The sequence below is a fragment of the Streptomyces sp. NPDC093221 genome, assembly GCF_044753885.1.
Taxonomy (GTDB): domain Bacteria; phylum Actinomycetota; class Actinomycetes; order Streptomycetales; family Streptomycetaceae; genus Actinacidiphila.
Map to the genome: position 1 here is coordinate 1,097,142 of NZ_JBIVOA010000001.1, position 14,486 is coordinate 1,111,627.

13 protein-coding genes are annotated in these 14,486 nt (G+C 72.4%); 4 read left to right on the forward strand and 9 right to left on the reverse strand.

The window, feature by feature from the left end; translation table 11 throughout:
• Positions 1-261: 261 nt before the first annotated feature.
• Positions 262-1,050, forward strand: coding sequence for an SDR family oxidoreductase (locus tag ACIQCJ_RS04910; RefSeq protein WP_402710705.1), 789 nt, complete (start codon positions 262-264; stop codon positions 1,048-1,050).
• 98 nt (positions 1,051-1,148) lie between these two features.
• Here the strand turns inward: ACIQCJ_RS04910 and ACIQCJ_RS04915 are convergent, their stop codons facing one another.
• Complete coding sequence (locus tag ACIQCJ_RS04915; RefSeq protein WP_391043265.1) at positions 1,149-2,339, reverse strand: aminotransferase class I/II-fold pyridoxal phosphate-dependent enzyme; 1,191 nt, start codon at positions 2,337-2,339, stop codon at positions 1,149-1,151.
• 95 nt (positions 2,340-2,434) lie between these two features.
• On the opposite strand from ACIQCJ_RS04915, the gene ACIQCJ_RS04920 reads away from it, so the two are divergent.
• Positions 2,435-3,313, forward strand: a complete 879-nt coding sequence (locus ACIQCJ_RS04920; RefSeq protein WP_402710706.1) for a hypothetical protein — start codon at positions 2,435-2,437, stop codon at positions 3,311-3,313.
• 179 nt (positions 3,314-3,492) lie between these two features.
• Here the strand turns inward: ACIQCJ_RS04920 and ACIQCJ_RS04925 are convergent, their stop codons facing one another.
• The 3 genes from ACIQCJ_RS04925 to ACIQCJ_RS04935 all read right to left on the reverse strand — a co-directional run bounded on the left by ACIQCJ_RS04925 (position 3,493) and on the right by ACIQCJ_RS04935 (position 5,857).
• The gene (locus ACIQCJ_RS04925) at positions 3,493-3,702 is read right to left on the reverse strand and encodes a DUF397 domain-containing protein (protein WP_355337727.1); all 210 of its coding nucleotides are present in this window, start codon (positions 3,700-3,702) and stop codon (positions 3,493-3,495) included.
• Positions 3,703-3,874: 172 nt separating this feature from the next.
• Positions 3,875-4,732, reverse strand: coding sequence for a helix-turn-helix transcriptional regulator (locus ACIQCJ_RS04930; protein ID WP_355337730.1), 858 nt, complete (start codon positions 4,730-4,732; stop codon positions 3,875-3,877).
• Positions 4,733-5,155: 423 nt separating this feature from the next.
• Complete coding sequence (locus tag ACIQCJ_RS04935; RefSeq protein ID WP_355337733.1) at positions 5,156-5,857, reverse strand: GPP34 family phosphoprotein; 702 nt, start codon at positions 5,855-5,857, stop codon at positions 5,156-5,158.
• Between the two features lie 253 nt (positions 5,858-6,110).
• On the opposite strand from ACIQCJ_RS04935, the gene ACIQCJ_RS04940 reads away from it, so the two are divergent.
• On the forward strand, positions 6,111-8,774 hold the full coding sequence (locus ACIQCJ_RS04940) for a D-alanyl-D-alanine carboxypeptidase (RefSeq protein ID WP_402710707.1): 2,664 nt from the start codon (positions 6,111-6,113) through the stop codon (positions 8,772-8,774).
• Here ACIQCJ_RS04940 and ACIQCJ_RS04945 read toward each other — a convergent pair.
• From ACIQCJ_RS04945 to ACIQCJ_RS04960, 4 genes are all read right to left on the reverse strand, one after another.
• A complete protein-coding gene (locus ACIQCJ_RS04945; RefSeq protein WP_355337739.1) occupies positions 8,758-9,471 on the reverse strand; it encodes a rhomboid-like protein in 714 nt (237 codons plus the stop codon). The genes ACIQCJ_RS04940 and ACIQCJ_RS04945 overlap by 17 nt on opposite strands.
• A gap of 132 nt (positions 9,472-9,603) precedes the next feature.
• The gene (locus ACIQCJ_RS04950) at positions 9,604-10,785 is read right to left on the reverse strand and encodes a winged helix DNA-binding domain-containing protein (RefSeq protein ID WP_402710708.1); all 1,182 of its coding nucleotides are present in this window, start codon (positions 10,783-10,785) and stop codon (positions 9,604-9,606) included.
• 28 nt (positions 10,786-10,813) lie between these two features.
• Positions 10,814-13,099 (reverse strand): heavy metal translocating P-type ATPase, encoded by a 2,286-nt coding sequence (locus ACIQCJ_RS04955; RefSeq protein ID WP_402710709.1) that lies wholly within the window; start codon positions 13,097-13,099, stop codon positions 10,814-10,816.
• Between the two features lie 96 nt (positions 13,100-13,195).
• Positions 13,196-13,408 (reverse strand): heavy-metal-associated domain-containing protein, encoded by a 213-nt coding sequence (locus ACIQCJ_RS04960; RefSeq protein ID WP_188279701.1) that lies wholly within the window; start codon positions 13,406-13,408, stop codon positions 13,196-13,198.
• A 222-nt stretch (positions 13,409-13,630) separates the two neighbouring features.
• On the opposite strand from ACIQCJ_RS04960, the gene panD reads away from it, so the two are divergent.
• Complete coding sequence (panD, locus tag ACIQCJ_RS04965; protein ID WP_355337748.1) at positions 13,631-14,053, forward strand: aspartate 1-decarboxylase; 423 nt, start codon at positions 13,631-13,633, stop codon at positions 14,051-14,053.
• Between the two features lie 114 nt (positions 14,054-14,167).
• On the opposite strand, the gene ACIQCJ_RS04970 is transcribed toward panD, so the two are convergent.
• On the reverse strand, positions 14,168-14,383 hold the full coding sequence (locus ACIQCJ_RS04970; RefSeq protein WP_188279703.1) for a hypothetical protein: 216 nt from the start codon (positions 14,381-14,383) through the stop codon (positions 14,168-14,170).
• Positions 14,384-14,486: the final 103 nt, after the last annotated feature.

Genomic DNA, 14,486 nt, shown 5'->3' on the forward strand with positions numbered 1-14,486 from the left:
CGATTTTACTCGCTCTTTGCTTACCTTGGCATTGTCGTGACCCTGATCACCCACCCACGATGAGCGGACACTTCGCTGGACGTCGCACGAGGCCCGCGGGACGCGCGGGACACAGGAGGCAGCCGTCCGGGATACGGGATCCCGTGCGGACGCAGAGGGGAGCGGCCGATCGCCGACGTGAGCGTGACCGCCGCGGCCTTCCCTCCTGCGGGCGCCCGCCTTATTCTGACGCTCCGTCAGGCAACGGTTGCGGAGGCCGACATGCTGCTGAAGGGGAAGACCGTGGTCGTGACCGGCGTCGGCGCCGGACTCGGGCAGCGCGTGGCGGCGGCCGTCGTACGCGACGGCGGACGGGCGGTGCTGGGCGCGCGGACCGCAGAACGGCTGGCGAAGACGGCGGCCGAGATCGACCCCGCGGGCACCTCGACGGCCTGGCTGCCCACCGACATCGCCGACGGCGCGCAGTGCGAGGCGCTGGCGGCGCTGGCACAGGAGCGGTTCGGCGGGATCGACGCCGTCGTCCAGGTCGCCGCGCTCGACGACTGCTTCGGCGGCCTGGAGGACGCGGACTTCGCCGTCTGGCAGCGGGTGCTCGACGTCAATCTGCTCGGGTCGCTCAGGCTCGCCCAGGCGTGCCTGCCCGCCCTCAAGCGCCAGGAGCGCGGCGGCTCCGTCGTGTTCATCGGCACCCAGTCCGCGGTCGCGGCGCCCAGCCAGGTCCGCCAGGCGGCGTACGCGGCCTCCAAGGGCGCCCTCACCTCCGCGATGTACTCACTCGCGCGCGAGCTGGGCCCGTACCGGATCCGGGTCAACACCGTGCTGCCCGGCTGGATGTGGGGGCCGCCCGTGCGGTCCTTCGTCGCGCTCACCGCACGCGCCGAGGGCGTCGGCGAGGACGAGGTGCTGGCCCGCCTCGCCCGCCGCATGGCACTGCCCGAGCTGGCCACCGACGGCGACGTGGCGGAGGCCGCCGTGTTCCTCGCCTCCGACCGCGCCCGCGCGATCACCGGACAGTCCCTGCTCGTCAACGCGGGCGAACTGATGCGCTGACGCGCGCCGTTGGACGCGTACGGCGCCGCGCCGTCCGTGCGTACGGTGTGCCGCGCCGTTCCGCGTGCGGGCCGCCGCGCTACCTGCTGTCAACGGCCTCAGGCGAAGACCTTCGCCAGCCGCCGCAGCCCTTCCCCGATCTCCTCCGGCGTGTGCGTCGTGAAGGACATCCGCAGCGCCCCCGCCTCCGGCGCCTGCGCGAAGAACGGCAACCCCGGTACGTACGCCACGTCGTGACCGACCGCGGTCGGCAGCAGCGCCGTCGCGTCGTACCCCGCGGGCAGCCGTACCCACACGAACATGCCGCCCTCGGGCCGGTTCCAGGTGCTGCCGGAGGGCAGCGCGGCCGGCAGTCCGGCGAGCAGCGCGTCGCGCCGGGCGCGGTAGGCGGTACGCACCCGGTCCAGATGGACGTCCAGGTCGTGGTCGGCGAGGTAGCGCGCGGCGGCGGCCTGGTCGACGGTCGAGGTGTGCAGGTCGGCGGCCTGCTTGGCGATCACACAGGCGCGCAGCAGCGCCGCGGGCGCCCGCAGCCAGCCCAGCCGCATCCCCGGCGACATGATCTTGGAGAAGCTGCCGAGCAGGATCGTCCGGTCGGCGGCCTCGGGCAGCGCCGAGATCCACGGCACGCTCTCGCCCTCGAACCGCAGATCCCCGTACGGGTCGTCCTCCGCGATCCACAGCCCGTGCCGCTCCGCCACCTCGGCCACCGCGCGGCGGCGTTCGAGCGGGAGCGTACGCCCGGTCGGATTCTGGAAGTTGGGCACCAGGTAGAGCAGTTTCGGCCGTTCCCGGCGCGCCACCTCCTCCAGCGCCTCCGGGATCACGCCGTACGCGTCGGTCGGCACCGGCACCACCCGGGCGCCCGCGAAGCCGAAGCACTGGAGCGCCGCCAGATACGTCGGGTTCTCCACCAGCACCACATCGCCGGGCTCGATCAGCGCGGTCGCGATCAGCGCGAGCCCCTGCTGCGAGCCGCCGGTCACCAGGATGTCGTCCATGCCCGTCGCCAGGTCGCGCCCGCTCAGCCGGGCCGCCACGGCCGCGCGCAGCGCGGGATCGCCCTCGGTCGTCGAGTACTGGAGCACCTTGTGCGGCTGCTCGGCCAGGACGCGGGCGTACGCCTCCGCGATGGCCGCCGCGTCGAACAGCTCGGGCGCGGGCAGCCCGCCGGCGAAGGAGATCACCTCCGGCCGCGCGGTCAGCGCCAGGATCTCCCGTACCGGCGAGGCGCCCACCGAGACGGCGCGTGGGGCGAGGGCGGGCACGGCGGCTCGGGTCGAGGTCATGTCCGGCAGCCTACGAAGAATCGTTGCCATGTCCAGGTACTTTCCAGCATCCGGGCACCTTCACTTCTCCCCGGAGCTGACGTAGCGTCAGATTCATGGCTGAGGACGTGAGAACGGGCCCGGACGGCGGAACGGACGTCGAGGCGTACGGACGGCTCGCGGCCGTCGGACCGTACGGCGTCGACGTCGGGCACGCGCTGATCACCATGGTCGAGCCGCACGCCGGGCACGAATACGCGTACAACCGGTGGTACGAGGACGACCACTTCATCGCCGGTGCGATGGCGATGCCCTGGCTGTACGCCGGGCGCCGCTGGGTGGCCACGCGGCCGCTGCTGGACCTGCGGTACCCGGCGGACTCCGCGGTCGCGCGGCCGGTCACCGCGGGCTGCTACCTGTCGCTGTACTGGATCACCGCGGGCCGCTACGACGCGCACATGCGGTGGACGGTCGGCATCAACAAGCGGCTCAATCGCGACGCCCGCGTCTACCACGACCGCACCCACGTCTTCACCGCCTTCCAGGACCGCGCCGCGAGCGTCTACCGGGACGGCGCCGCCGGTCCGCGCGACATCCACGCGCTCGACCACCCGTACCGCGGACTCGTCCTCGAAGTGCTGGAAGCGGAATCCGCGGAAGGCCGGGACGAATTGCTGGAATGGCTGCGGGCCCGCCACCTGCCGAAGAAGCTCGCCGGATCACCGGCGGCGATGGTGGTGATCTTCACGCCCACTCCGCTGCCGCTCGACCGGATGTCTTATGTGAAACAGGTCGAAGGCGTCGAAACCCGGCTCACTCTCCTGTGGTTCCTGCAACAAGATCCACGCGAGGGGTGGGAAGAGCATTTCGCCGGTCACGCCGCCGAGATCGCGGGCCGGACCGACTCGGCGGGGCGCTCGGCGAAAGTGGAATTCATCGCTCCCTTCATTCCGACCATTCCCGGCACGGACACCTACGTCGATCAACTCCGTTGATCCGCTGACGTGATCACCCGGTCCGCTGGGTTGATCACCCGGTCCGCCGCGTTGATCACCCCGTTTGCCGCGTTGATCACCCGGCCCGGAACATCAGGACAGCAGCGAGCCCCCTCGGCTAGGACGGCGGCCAGACGAGAGGGCTCTTCTGCGGTACTGCTGAAGGTGCGCGCGCTGTACTAGTTGATCGTGAAGGCGCCTCGGTCGACGTCCGTGACGAACGCGGTCCACGCCTCAGGGGAAAAGCTGAGGACCGGACCCTGCGGGTCCTTGGAGTCGCGGACCACGACCGACTCGACGGCCGGGGACTTCACTTCGACACAGGCGCCATTTCCGGTGGACCGCGAGGACTTCATCCACGCGGGAGTACTGCCCAGCTTGATTGCCATCTCTGCTCCGGTCTGTGCTGATGGCGGCGGCGAGGTACGCCATTGCCTGACTACGCGCTCGACGCTACTAGCCAACATCACGGACCGGTGAGCCACTTCACCCAAGTGGATGGCATATTCCCAGTAACTCTTCCAATGGGAGTGAGCGGGGGTGTACCGTATCGCCCGCACTTCAGCGGGTGTATCGTTCCGCCGCTTCGGTGATGAACTGCCGGGTCTGTTCGGCGCTGAGCGCCTGGGCCCGCAGATGCTCGTACATCACGCTGTACGCCTGCACATCGGTGTCCTTCTCCAAGTACAGGTCGCTGTTGACGCCTTCGAGATAGACCACCGTGGCATCGGTCGCGTCGGTGAACTCCAGTACCGCGAACTGCCCGCTCAGACCGGGGTGCGCGCCCGCCTCGAACGGCAGCACCTGCACGGTCACATGCGGCAGATGGCTCAATTCCACCAAATGCAGAAGCTGGTCACGCATCACGTGCTCGTCGCCGACCTTGCGGCACAGCGCCGCCTCGTCCACCACGGCCCACATCCGCAGCGGCCCGTCCCGGTCGGTGATCCGCTCCTGCCGGCGCATTCTCACGCTGACGCGCTTGTCGACCTGTTCGGGAGTGGCCTCCGGCAGATTGCCCGCGATCATCGCGGCGGCGTACTCCGGGGTCTGCAACAGGCCAGGCACCACCTGGGGTTCGAAGACCCGCAGACTGGCCGCCTCGGTCTCCAGGCCGATGTACACGCTGTACGGGATGTCGCCGAAGGCATGCCACCAGCCCTGCTGGCGCGACTCCTTGGCCATCTGCATCAGCGAGTCGACGATCCGCACGTCCTCGACGCCGTACACACCGCACAGGTCGCGCACATCGCGCTGGCTGATGCTCCGGCGCCCGTTCTCCAACCGGCTGATCTTCGACTGCGACACCAGGAGCCGGGCGGCGACCTCCTCGGCCGTCATGCCCTTCTGCTCCCGCAACTTGCGCAGTTCCGAACCCAGCCGGCGGCGCCTGACGGTGGGATTGACGTTGGCGACCACTGGAAGTGCACCTCCACGCTGAACCTACTGATGGTCAGCAGCCTGCCACTTGCGGTCATCGGCGCGCTGGCGAATGAGGGTAACCCGGCAGGGGCGTGTACGCGGTGGTACACGGGGGTGTATACGGCGACGCGCGGTGCGACGAATCCCGGAACGTGTTCCGAGTCCCGCCGCCCCGCGCGTCACAGCGGCTCCCGGAACGGGTCGCTGAGGACGGCGCGATGGTCGCGGATTGCGGTGCCCCGTCCCTGCCGACGGGCGCCGCAGCCGTCCCTGATGAGGGGGTTGCCGAGCGCTACGTGCTCACCTGCGCACGCGCTCTCACGTGCTGAACGTGCTGCCTGTGCTGCCTGTGCTGAGCGTGCCGAACGTACTGAGCGTGCTGCCTGTGCTGCCTGTGTCCACTCGCTGTCGCACGCCGACTCAACGGGCGCCGGCGCGGGCCATGGTGCTGTGCCCCGCCGCTCGCGGTGCCGGAGCGGCTGGCCGCTTCGGCTGCGCCGCCACGCCGTTCTGCACATCCATCACGGCATGCGCGACGAGGCCGCCCATCGGGTCGTACCTGATCAGGTCACGCAGGCGCGATCGTGACGACCGGCCCTCGTTGCCCGGGTAGAGGTGCTTGCCGAGTCCCACGGCGTGGGCGAGCGCGGCGAGCGCGGCGGTCCGCGGGTCCGGCGGCACGCCGGTACGGATCGCACTGTCCAGCCGGGTACGGATCTCCCGGCTGACCGCGCTGTCGGACGCCTGGTACCGCGTCGTCGGCAGCACCCCGCACATCTGGCCGGGCACGGCGTGCACCATGCCGCACCGCTCCAGGTGCGCGAGATACGTCTGGCGGAGCCCGAGGCGGGGTCCGCCGATCCAGTGGACGGCCCGCACCGGACTGCCGCGTCGCCGCAGCAGTTCGAGAGCGGAGTCCAGGGTCGGATCTCCAGTCGGCCGTGGGTGCACCACGGCTATACGATCCCCGTCAGGGGCTATCCGTCCGGCCAGGGCCAGCTCGACGAGCTGCGCCCCGGCGAGGCCGAGGTCGAGCGATTGAGGCTGCGCCGTGGTCCCGGTCGTCGGGTCCAGTGCGAGCAGCAACAGCTCTTCCGGAATTGTTCTGCGGCTCTTGCCCATCCATGCCTCCCCGCGTGGATGAATGACAGGGTGACGCCTCTCACACCGGCCTGTCGAGAGCGCCTTTGCCTTATCGACGGGAACCGGGTGGTATGTCGTTCTCGTCTACGGGGTGGGCGGTGGTGTCGCGGACGGGTCGCGGGCCTGTCGGCGGGACACTGCCAGTGTGAGCTTTGAAGGGGTATGGGTGCCATTCGGCATCCGCCCCCGCACGATGTGTGCGGCCATTTCGTGATGTGTGGAGGAGGTCTGCGTGGCGGGCGAGTCCCCCGGCAGGGAACAGCGGCAGAGCACGTCGGGGGAGGCGGTCGAGCGGTCGACCGCTGATCCGAGGCTGGTGGTGTTCCGGACGCCCACCGAGGGGCACGGGACACGCGTGGCGGAGGGCGTACGGGAGGAGCACGCGGGCGCCGCGGTCGGAGCCGTCCCCTCCGCGCCCCCCGAATCGGCGGACTCCGCGGGCTCCGGCGCACGCCCCCACCCGGCCGCCACCTCCTCCGCCGCCTCCACGGCGAATACGCCGGACGGCGTAGCGGCCGTAGACGAATCCTCCGACGCGGCTACGTCCACGGCGCCGCCCGCGCCCCGCACCCCGGAGGTCCTGCCTCCGGAAGCGGAACCGAATCGTGACCTCCAGGACCCGGATTCCGCCGCCGGGGAAGCCCCCGAGGACGGGCCGGACTCCGAAACGGGTCCGAAAGCGGAAGACTCCGCGCCGGCCGGGCCGCCCGCGGCGGAGCGCGACGAGCACACCGCCGTGCTGCGCGTCGGGGGGCGCGGGGGCCTGCTGAGCGCCGGCGCCACCGCCGGCGGCTCTGCGGCCGGTGACGGTACGGCTGAGGGCGCCGACGGGGACGGCGTGGACGACGCCGAGGGCGCGGACGGCGTGAACGGCGTGAACGGCGTGAACGGCGCCGAGGCCGTGACCGAGGCCGACGCCGACGACGTACCGGGCGACGTATCGGACGCGGCCCCGCCCTCCGGCGACGGTCAGGACTCTGAGGACGCGGCCCCCGCGGACCCCGAGGACGCCGCCCCGGCGACCTCGACCGACGCCGCCGACGACGTGGCGGACGCCGCGCCCTCTGCCGGTGACGCGGGGGACGCCGGTGACGCCGAGGACGCCGCTCCGGAGGGCTCCGACAGCTCCGCGCCCGAGGACGGCGACAGCTCCGCGTCCAGGAACACCTCCGAGAACACCTCCAAGGACGCCCCCGAAAGCGCCCCCGAAAGCGCCCCCGAGGACGACGCCCCCAAGGGCCCCGGCGCCCGGAGCGCCTCCGTCCTGCGCCCGCTTGTGTCCGATCTCCCCGCCGAGCGCCCGGCGGCGCAGGGCGCGGAAGGCGTCTCAGGAGCCCGTAGCGCGCCCTCTGGCGCCTCCGCGCCCTATGAGGCGCCCCAGCCGCCCCCGGCGTCCGCCAAGCCGCGTACGGGCCCCGTGAAGCCCTCGGAGAGTCCGGCCGCGGGCCCGATCGGGCAGCCGTCCGCCCCGCCGAAGCCCGCCGGGGGTGCGCCGCTGCCCCCGTACGCCGGGAGCCCGTCGGCGATCGGCACCCCCACGGCGGCCTCGCCGGACGGCGCGGCGGCCGGGCCCGACGGGACGCGGTCGATGCCCGTGCCGCCGGAGCCCGAGGCGCCGCTGAAGCTGCTCGCGGAGCTGACGAACACCCCGCCGCCGCGCCAGACGGTGCTGCGGACGGTCGCGCGCCGGTTCAAGATCTGGACCCCGCTGGTGGTGCTGCTGGCGATCGTGTTCGTCGTGGTGCAGGCGCTGCGCCCGCTGCCGGCGCCGTCGATGGCGCTGACCGCGGCCTCGTCGTACACCTTCGACGGCACGCCGCTGCCGCAGTCCATGCCGTGGCCGTCGCAGGGCCAGTCGGTGGCCGAGGTCGAGGGCCTGGGCTCGCTCGGCGTGCACGGCGCGCAGACCCCGGTGCCGATCGCGAGCGTCACCAAGGTGATGACCGCGTATCTGATCCTGCGCGACCACCCGCTGACGGGTAAGCAGACCGGTCCGACGATCCCCGTGGACGCGCAGGCGGCCGACGAGGCGAGTTCGAGCGACGAGTCGACCGCGCAGGTCAAGAAGGGCCAGCAGTTCACCGAGCGGCAGATGCTGCAACTGCTGCTGATCCCCTCGGGCAACAACATCGCCCGCCTGCTGGCGCGTTGGGACTCCGGCACCCAGGAGGCGTTCGTCACGAAGATGACGAAGGCCGCCGCCGACCTCGGCATGACCAACACCACGTACACCGGCGCGAGCGGCTTCGAGGAGACCACGCGGAGCACCGCCGTCGACCAGTTGAAGCTGGCCCGCGAGGTCATGAAGAACGACGTGTTCCGGTCGGTCGTCGCGCAGCCGAACATCGACATCCCCGGCGTCGGCACGATCTACAACAACAACAACGACCTGGTCAACGTGGGTGTGATCGGCATCAAGACCGGTTCGAGCACCCCCGCGGGCGGCGCCCTGATGTGGGCGGCGAACAAGAAGGTCGACGGCAAGGACCAGTTGATCCTCGGCGTCGTCCTCCAGCAGCGCGGCGGCACGACCGTCTACGACAGCCTCCAGGCGGCGCTGGTCAACTCGCAGAAGCTGATCAACTCCGTGCAGGGCGGCCTGACGTCGTCGACGATAGTGAAGAAGGGCGAGGTCGTCGGCTATGTGGACGACGGGCTCGGCGGTCACACGCCGGTCCTGGCGAGCAAGGACCTGAAGGCCGTCGGCTGGCCGGGCCTGAGGACGACGCTGTCGCTGACCCCCCTCAAGGACGGGCTGCCGCACACCGCGACGTCCGGCGCCGAGGTGGGCACGATCGGCTTCGGCACCGGCTCGGCCCGCACCACGGTGCCGGTCGTCCTCCAGTCCGACCTGAGCGAGCCGTCGTTCGGCACCAAGCTCACCCGGGTCGGCTGACCCCGAGCCGCCCGCGGGCGGCACCGCGCAGGCTCCGGTACGCGGCGGCCGGGTCGATCCGACCCGGCCGTCCGCGTGTCAGCGGGTAGCAGGCCAGGCCGAGCAGCACCGACGTGAAGTGCCCGACGTCGGTGAAGGTGCGGCCCTCGCCCAGCGCGAGCCCGTAGAAGAGCAGCACGCAGGCGCCGTACAGGTACCGCCAGGGCATCGTGACCGCCCAGGTCAGCACCGCCTCGACCGCCGCCAGCCCGTAACTGACGCCCACGTCGAGGGTCTCGGCGGCCGACTGCGGCGCGTGCCCGTGCCGGATCGCCCACAGCAGCACGCCCTCACTGATGTACGTCGCCGCGACGTGCCCGATCAGCACGACCGCGAGCCACCGCCAGGTGCCCAGCCAGCGCTCGGCGGTGGCGTGGAAGACCGTGTAGAGCAGCACGTACGGCAGCCATCCGCCGCCGTCGGTCCACAGCGCGCTGCGCACCAGGGCGCGGACCGGCTGGCTCGACAGATTGCGGATGTTCGTCGACCGCAGCCGCAGGAAGTCGTCCACCGTGGCGGGCGCCATCCGGTGGATCGCGACCGTGGTGAAGAACAGGATCGCCAGCCAGATGTACGTGCCGGGGGCGCTGCGGATGTACGCCCACACGGCGCGGGCCACGGCGCGGGTGACACGCGAGAGGCGTGAGGGGAGATGCACGCTCCGGATTCTGTCCGGAAAGCGAGGTTTATACGGCCGCGCCGCGCGTAAGCGCGGCCTACCGAGTCCAGCGGGTGCGCGGGTCCCGGCCGAGTGCGCGGGGCCCGGCCCGGTGCGCGGGTCCCGGCCGGGTCACGCGGACAGTTCGCGCTCCAAAGGGGTGCGGAATCGCGGTGTGACCGTCACACCGCCGCCCGCGAGAAAAGCGGTGAGACGCTCCGCCGCCGCCTCGACCGCGTCCGCCGCCCGCGCGCCCCGGTCGGCCAGCAGCCGCCAGGCGACAGTGCCGTCCGCGCGGTGCGCCCAGCCGCCGATCACCTCGCCGCCCCACCACACGGTGGGCCCGACGTTGCCCGAGCGGTCGAAGAGGGACGCGCGGTGCTCGCGCGGCAGGAACCAGTCGCGCTCCTGCCACCCCATGGGCGTCGGGTCCAGCGCGGGCAGCAGCGTCGCGGCGGGCGGCGGCGCGTCCGCCGACGGCCCGGCGTCACCGGGCAGTACGTGGCCGACGGCGTCCCCGTCCAGCAGCACTTCCTCGGCGCCGACCGCCGCGAGCGCCGTGCGCACCTCCGTCAGCGACCAGCCCGTCCACCACTTCAGATCGGCCGCCGTCCCCGGCCCGTACGCCCCCAGCCACGCCTTCACCACCCCGGCGCGCGCCTCGGCCACCGGCACGTCGGGCAGCGGCTCGGCGTTCGCCCACCGGAACTGGCTGCTCGTCCACGACCCGGCCGGCCTGCGCCGCTCGATCCGGCCCTCGGCGGCCATCTTCCTGATGATCCGGCTCGCCACGTTCTGCCGCGCCTCGTACGGCTTGCCCGCCGCCACCAGCACCTGCTCGCGCAGCTCGGGCACCAGCTTCGACAGCCCCGCGCCGCTGGTCTCGCCGTGCGCGTCGAGCGCCGCGCGCACCCGCGCCTCGACGTCTTCCAGCCACGCCTCGTCCCAGCCGCCGCCCTCCGCCAGGAACGCCAGCAGCCCCTTGCGCTCCTTCGCCGCGATCTGCCGCCCGGCCGCCGCGTACACCCCCGGCGCCGCCGCCCGGCCCACGACGAACATCGTGCGCCGCATCGCCAGCATCCGCACCAGCGACCCGGTCTCCCCGTACAGCGCCTCCTCCAGCGCCCCGACGCCGTCGCCCGGCTCGCGCAGCCGCGCCGCCACCGTCAGGAACACCGTCGCCGGATCGGTCGCGTGCAGCGCCACGAGCGCGTCGGCGACCTCCTCGCAGGTGCCCACGGCCCGGAGCTGCCGCCGCACCAGCCGCCCCCGCCGCTCCTCGTTCCCGGCCTGTCGCCGCCGCGTTCCGCTCATGACCTCATGCTCACACGCCCCGCCGTCACTACCGGCTCAGCGGCCGGAAGCCGCGCAGGCGCAGGCTGTTGGCCACGACGAAGACGGAGGAGAAGGCCATGGCCGCGCCCGCGATCATCGGGTTGAGCAGCCCCGCCGCCGCCAGCGGCAGAGCGGCGACGTTGTAGCCGAAGGCCCAGAAGAGATTGGACTTGATGGTGCCGAGCGTGCGCCGCGCGAGACGGATGGCGTCGGCGGCCACGCGCAGGTCACCGCGGACCAGGGTGAGGTCCCCTGCCTCGATGGCGGCGTCGGTGCCGGTGCCCATGGCGAGCCCGAGGTCGGCCTGGGCGAGCGCGGCGGCGTCGTTCACACCGTCGCCGACCATGGCGACGCTGCGCCCCTCGGCCTGGAGGCGCCGGACGACGGCGACCTTGTCCTCGGGGAGGACGTCCGCGAAGACGTCGGCGGCGTCGATGCCGACCTCGGCGGCGACGGCCGCCGCGACGGCCGCGTTGTCCCCGGTGAGCAGCATCGGCCGCAGGCCGAGCGCCCGCAGCCGCCGTACGGCCTCCGCGCTCGTCGGCTTGACGGCGTCGGCGACGACGAGCACGGCCCGCGCCCGCCCGTCCCAGCCCACGATCACCGCCGTGCCGCCGTGCGCCTCGGCCGCCGCCTTGGCCTCGGCGAGGTCGGCGGGCAGGACGAGCCCGCGCCCGCTCAGCAGCCGCTCGCGGCCGACCAGCACCTCATGGCCCTCGACGACACCGCGCACACCGAGGCCGGGGACGTTCTCGAAGTCCGTGACCGGCGGCAGTTCACCGGCCGCCTCGCGCGCCCCGGCGGCGACGGCCCGCGCGATCGGGTGCTCGGAGGCGTCCTCCAGCGCGCCCGCCAGCCGCAGGACGTCGGCCTCCTCGGCTCCCGACACACGCACCCCGGTCAGCGTCATCGACCCGGTCGTGACCGTCCCGGTCTTGTCCAGCACGACCGTGTCGACGGCCCGCGTCGACTCCAGCACCTCGGGCCCCTTGATGAGGATGCCGAGTTGCGCGCCGCGACCGGTGCCGACCATGAGCGCGGTCGGCGTGGCGAGCCCGAGCGCGCACGGGCAGGCGATGATGAGGACGGAGACGGCCGCGGTGAAGGCGGCGGTCGCGCCCTCCCCGGTCAGCAGCCAGAAGGCGAGCGTGCCGAGCGCCAGCACGATCACCACGGGCACGAAGACGGCCGAGATCCGGTCGGCGAGCCGCTGCGCGGCGGCCTTGCCGTTCTGCGCGTCCTCCACCAGCCGTGCCATACGGGCGAGTTGGGTGTCGGCGCCGATCCGCTCGGCCTCGACGACGATGCGCCCGCCCGCGTTGACGGTGGCGCCGGTGACCCGCGAGCCGGGTCCGACCTCGACCGGTACGGACTCCCCGGTGAGCATCGACGCGTCGACGGCGGAGCCCCCGTCGCGGACGACGCCGTCGGTGGCGATCTTCTCGCCGGGGCGTACGACGAAGCGGTCGCCGACCGCCAACTCGCCGACGGGGATACGCACTTCCCGCCCGTCGCGGAGCACCGCGACGTCCCTGGCGCCCAGTTCGAGCAGCGCGCGCAGCGCCGCCCCCGCCTTCCGCTTGGCGCGGGCCTCGAAGTACCGCCCGGCCAGGATGAACGCGGTGACCCCGGCCGCCGCCTCCAGATAGATGTGGCCGCTGCCGCCGCCGCGCGAGACGCTGAGGTCGAAGGAGTCCTTCATGCCGGACATGCCCGCGTCGCCGAAGAACAGCGCCCACAGGGACCAGCCGTACGCGGCGAGGGTGCCGACCGAGACCAGAGTGTCCATGGTGGCGGCGCCGTGCCGCAGATTCGTCCAGGCGGCGCGGTGGAAGGGCCAGCCCGCGTAGACCACGACCGGTGAGGCGAGCGTCAGCGCCAGCCACTGCCAGTTGTCGAACTGGAGCGCCGGGACCATCGACAGCGCGACGACCGGCACGGCGAGGACGACGGCGGTGATCAACCGCTCCCGCAGGGAGGCCGATTCGGGGTCGCGCGCCGGGCCGGCGGCGGTCCCGTCGGCGTCGGCCGGGGGCGCGAGCGGGGGCGGGGGGAGCGCGGCGGTGTACCCGGTGGCCTCGACGGTCGCGATGAGATCGCCGACCGCGACTCCCTCGGCGTACGCCACCTTGGCCTTCTCGGTCGCGTAGTTGACGGTGGCGCTGACGCCGTCCATCCGGTTGAGCTTCTTCTCGATCCGCGCGGCGCAGGACGCGCACGTCATGCCGCCGATCTCCAGCTCGACCGCCTGCTCGGCCGCCGCCGTCCCGCCGTCCTTCGCCGCCGTGGTCATGGCCACTCCCGCTCCCCTCGTGTCCCCGTCGTACCTTTCCCGCCGTCCGGCCCCTGCCTGCCCCCGGCCCCCGCCGTGGAGGCCGCGAAGTGCCGGTCAGGCGCGGCCGACCAGTTCGTAACCCGCCTCGTCCACGGCGGCGCGCACCGACTCGTCGTCCACCGGCTGCTCGGACGCGACGGTCAGCAGACCGGTCGAGGCGACCGCCTTGACGGAGGTGACACCGGGAATCGCGGTGACCTCCTTGGTGATCGCGGACTCGCAGTGACCGCAGCTCATCCCGGACACGGAGTAGACGGCCTCGCTCATGGTGTTCTCCTCGATACGTGCGTGCGTGCCTGCTTGTGCGGACGTGCTTCTCCGTCCGCCGGGAACAAGCATATACCCCCTAGGGGTATTCCACGAAGCTGAGATCTTCGGCACTCCGGGCGCCCCGCCGGTCCCGGCGCTCCGGGCGCTCGCCTAGGCTGGACGCGTCGGCGCGTACCCGTGGCAGGGACGCGACCAGCTCTTTCACCAGGAGGCGGCAGCGTGCTGCGCACCATGTTCAAGTCGAAGATCCACCGGGCCACCGTGACCCAGGCGGATCTGCACTATGTGGGCTCCGTGACCGTCGACGCCGATCTGATGGACGCCGCGGACCTGCTGCCCGGCGAACTCGTCCACATCGTCGACATCACCAACGGCGCCCGGCTGGAGACCTATGTCATCGAGGGCGAGCGCGGCTCCGGCGTCATCGGCATCAACGGCGCCGCCGCCCACCTCGTGCACCCCGGAGACCTGGTCATCCTGATCAGCTACGCGCAGGTCGAGGACGCCGAGGCCAGGGCGCTGCGCCCGGCCGTCGTCCATGTGGACGCCGACAACCGGATCATCACGGTCGGCGGCGACCCGTCGGAGCCCACCCCCGGCGCGGACACGCTCCGCCCCCCGCACGCCGTGGCGCGGGTCTGACGGCCGAAGCCGGATCACTGATGTGCCGGGGCCCGCTCGCTGATCGCGGGGTGTTCGCGGAATGTTCGCGGACCGCTCGTGGCGCGTCGCGCCCCGTGTGTCCGACGGTGAGCGTTACGCGGCGGTGACGACCGCCGCGCCGCTCACCGGGCCGACGGCCGGGCCCTGGACCGGGCGTATCGGCATCTGGGTACCCCGCGCGGCGGCGGTCCACTCGGCGCGCAGCCGCGCCAGCTCCGTGAGCTCTTCGGCCGTCCAAGGCCGGTCGCCGTGCTCCTGCACATAAGCGCGCAGGGCCGCGTTCGCTTGATCGAGACTTCCCCCGTACATGTGAACCACAGTAGACGGCGGCACTGACAATCCCGAATCCGTTAAACACCGCGCGTGACCGTGTCGATGCGGCACGGCGCCTTCCGTTTCACCCGCCAAGGCG

Coding starts and splice junctions, on each gene's coding strand:
- ACIQCJ_RS04910 (WP_402710705.1), top strand. CDS start 262: ATGCTGCTGAAGGGGAAGACCGTGGTCGTGACCGGCGTCGGCGCCGGA.
- ACIQCJ_RS04915 (WP_391043265.1), bottom strand. CDS start 2,339: ATGACCTCGACCCGAGCCGCCGTGCCCGCCCTCGCCCCACGCGCCGTC.
- ACIQCJ_RS04920 (WP_402710706.1), top strand. CDS start 2,435: ATGGCTGAGGACGTGAGAACGGGCCCGGACGGCGGAACGGACGTCGAG.
- ACIQCJ_RS04925 (WP_355337727.1), bottom strand. CDS start 3,702: ATGGCAATCAAGCTGGGCAGTACTCCCGCGTGGATGAAGTCCTCGCGG.
- ACIQCJ_RS04935 (WP_355337733.1), bottom strand. CDS start 5,857: ATGGGCAAGAGCCGCAGAACAATTCCGGAAGAGCTGTTGCTGCTCGCA.
- ACIQCJ_RS04950 (WP_402710708.1), bottom strand. CDS start 10,785: ATGAGCGGAACGCGGCGGCGACAGGCCGGGAACGAGGAGCGGCGGGGG.
- ACIQCJ_RS04955 (WP_402710709.1), bottom strand. CDS start 13,099: ATGACCACGGCGGCGAAGGACGGCGGGACGGCGGCGGCCGAGCAGGCG.
- ACIQCJ_RS04960 (WP_188279701.1), bottom strand. CDS start 13,408: ATGAGCGAGGCCGTCTACTCCGTGTCCGGGATGAGCTGCGGTCACTGC.
- ACIQCJ_RS04970 (WP_188279703.1), bottom strand. CDS start 14,383: ATGTACGGGGGAAGTCTCGATCAAGCGAACGCGGCCCTGCGCGCTTAT.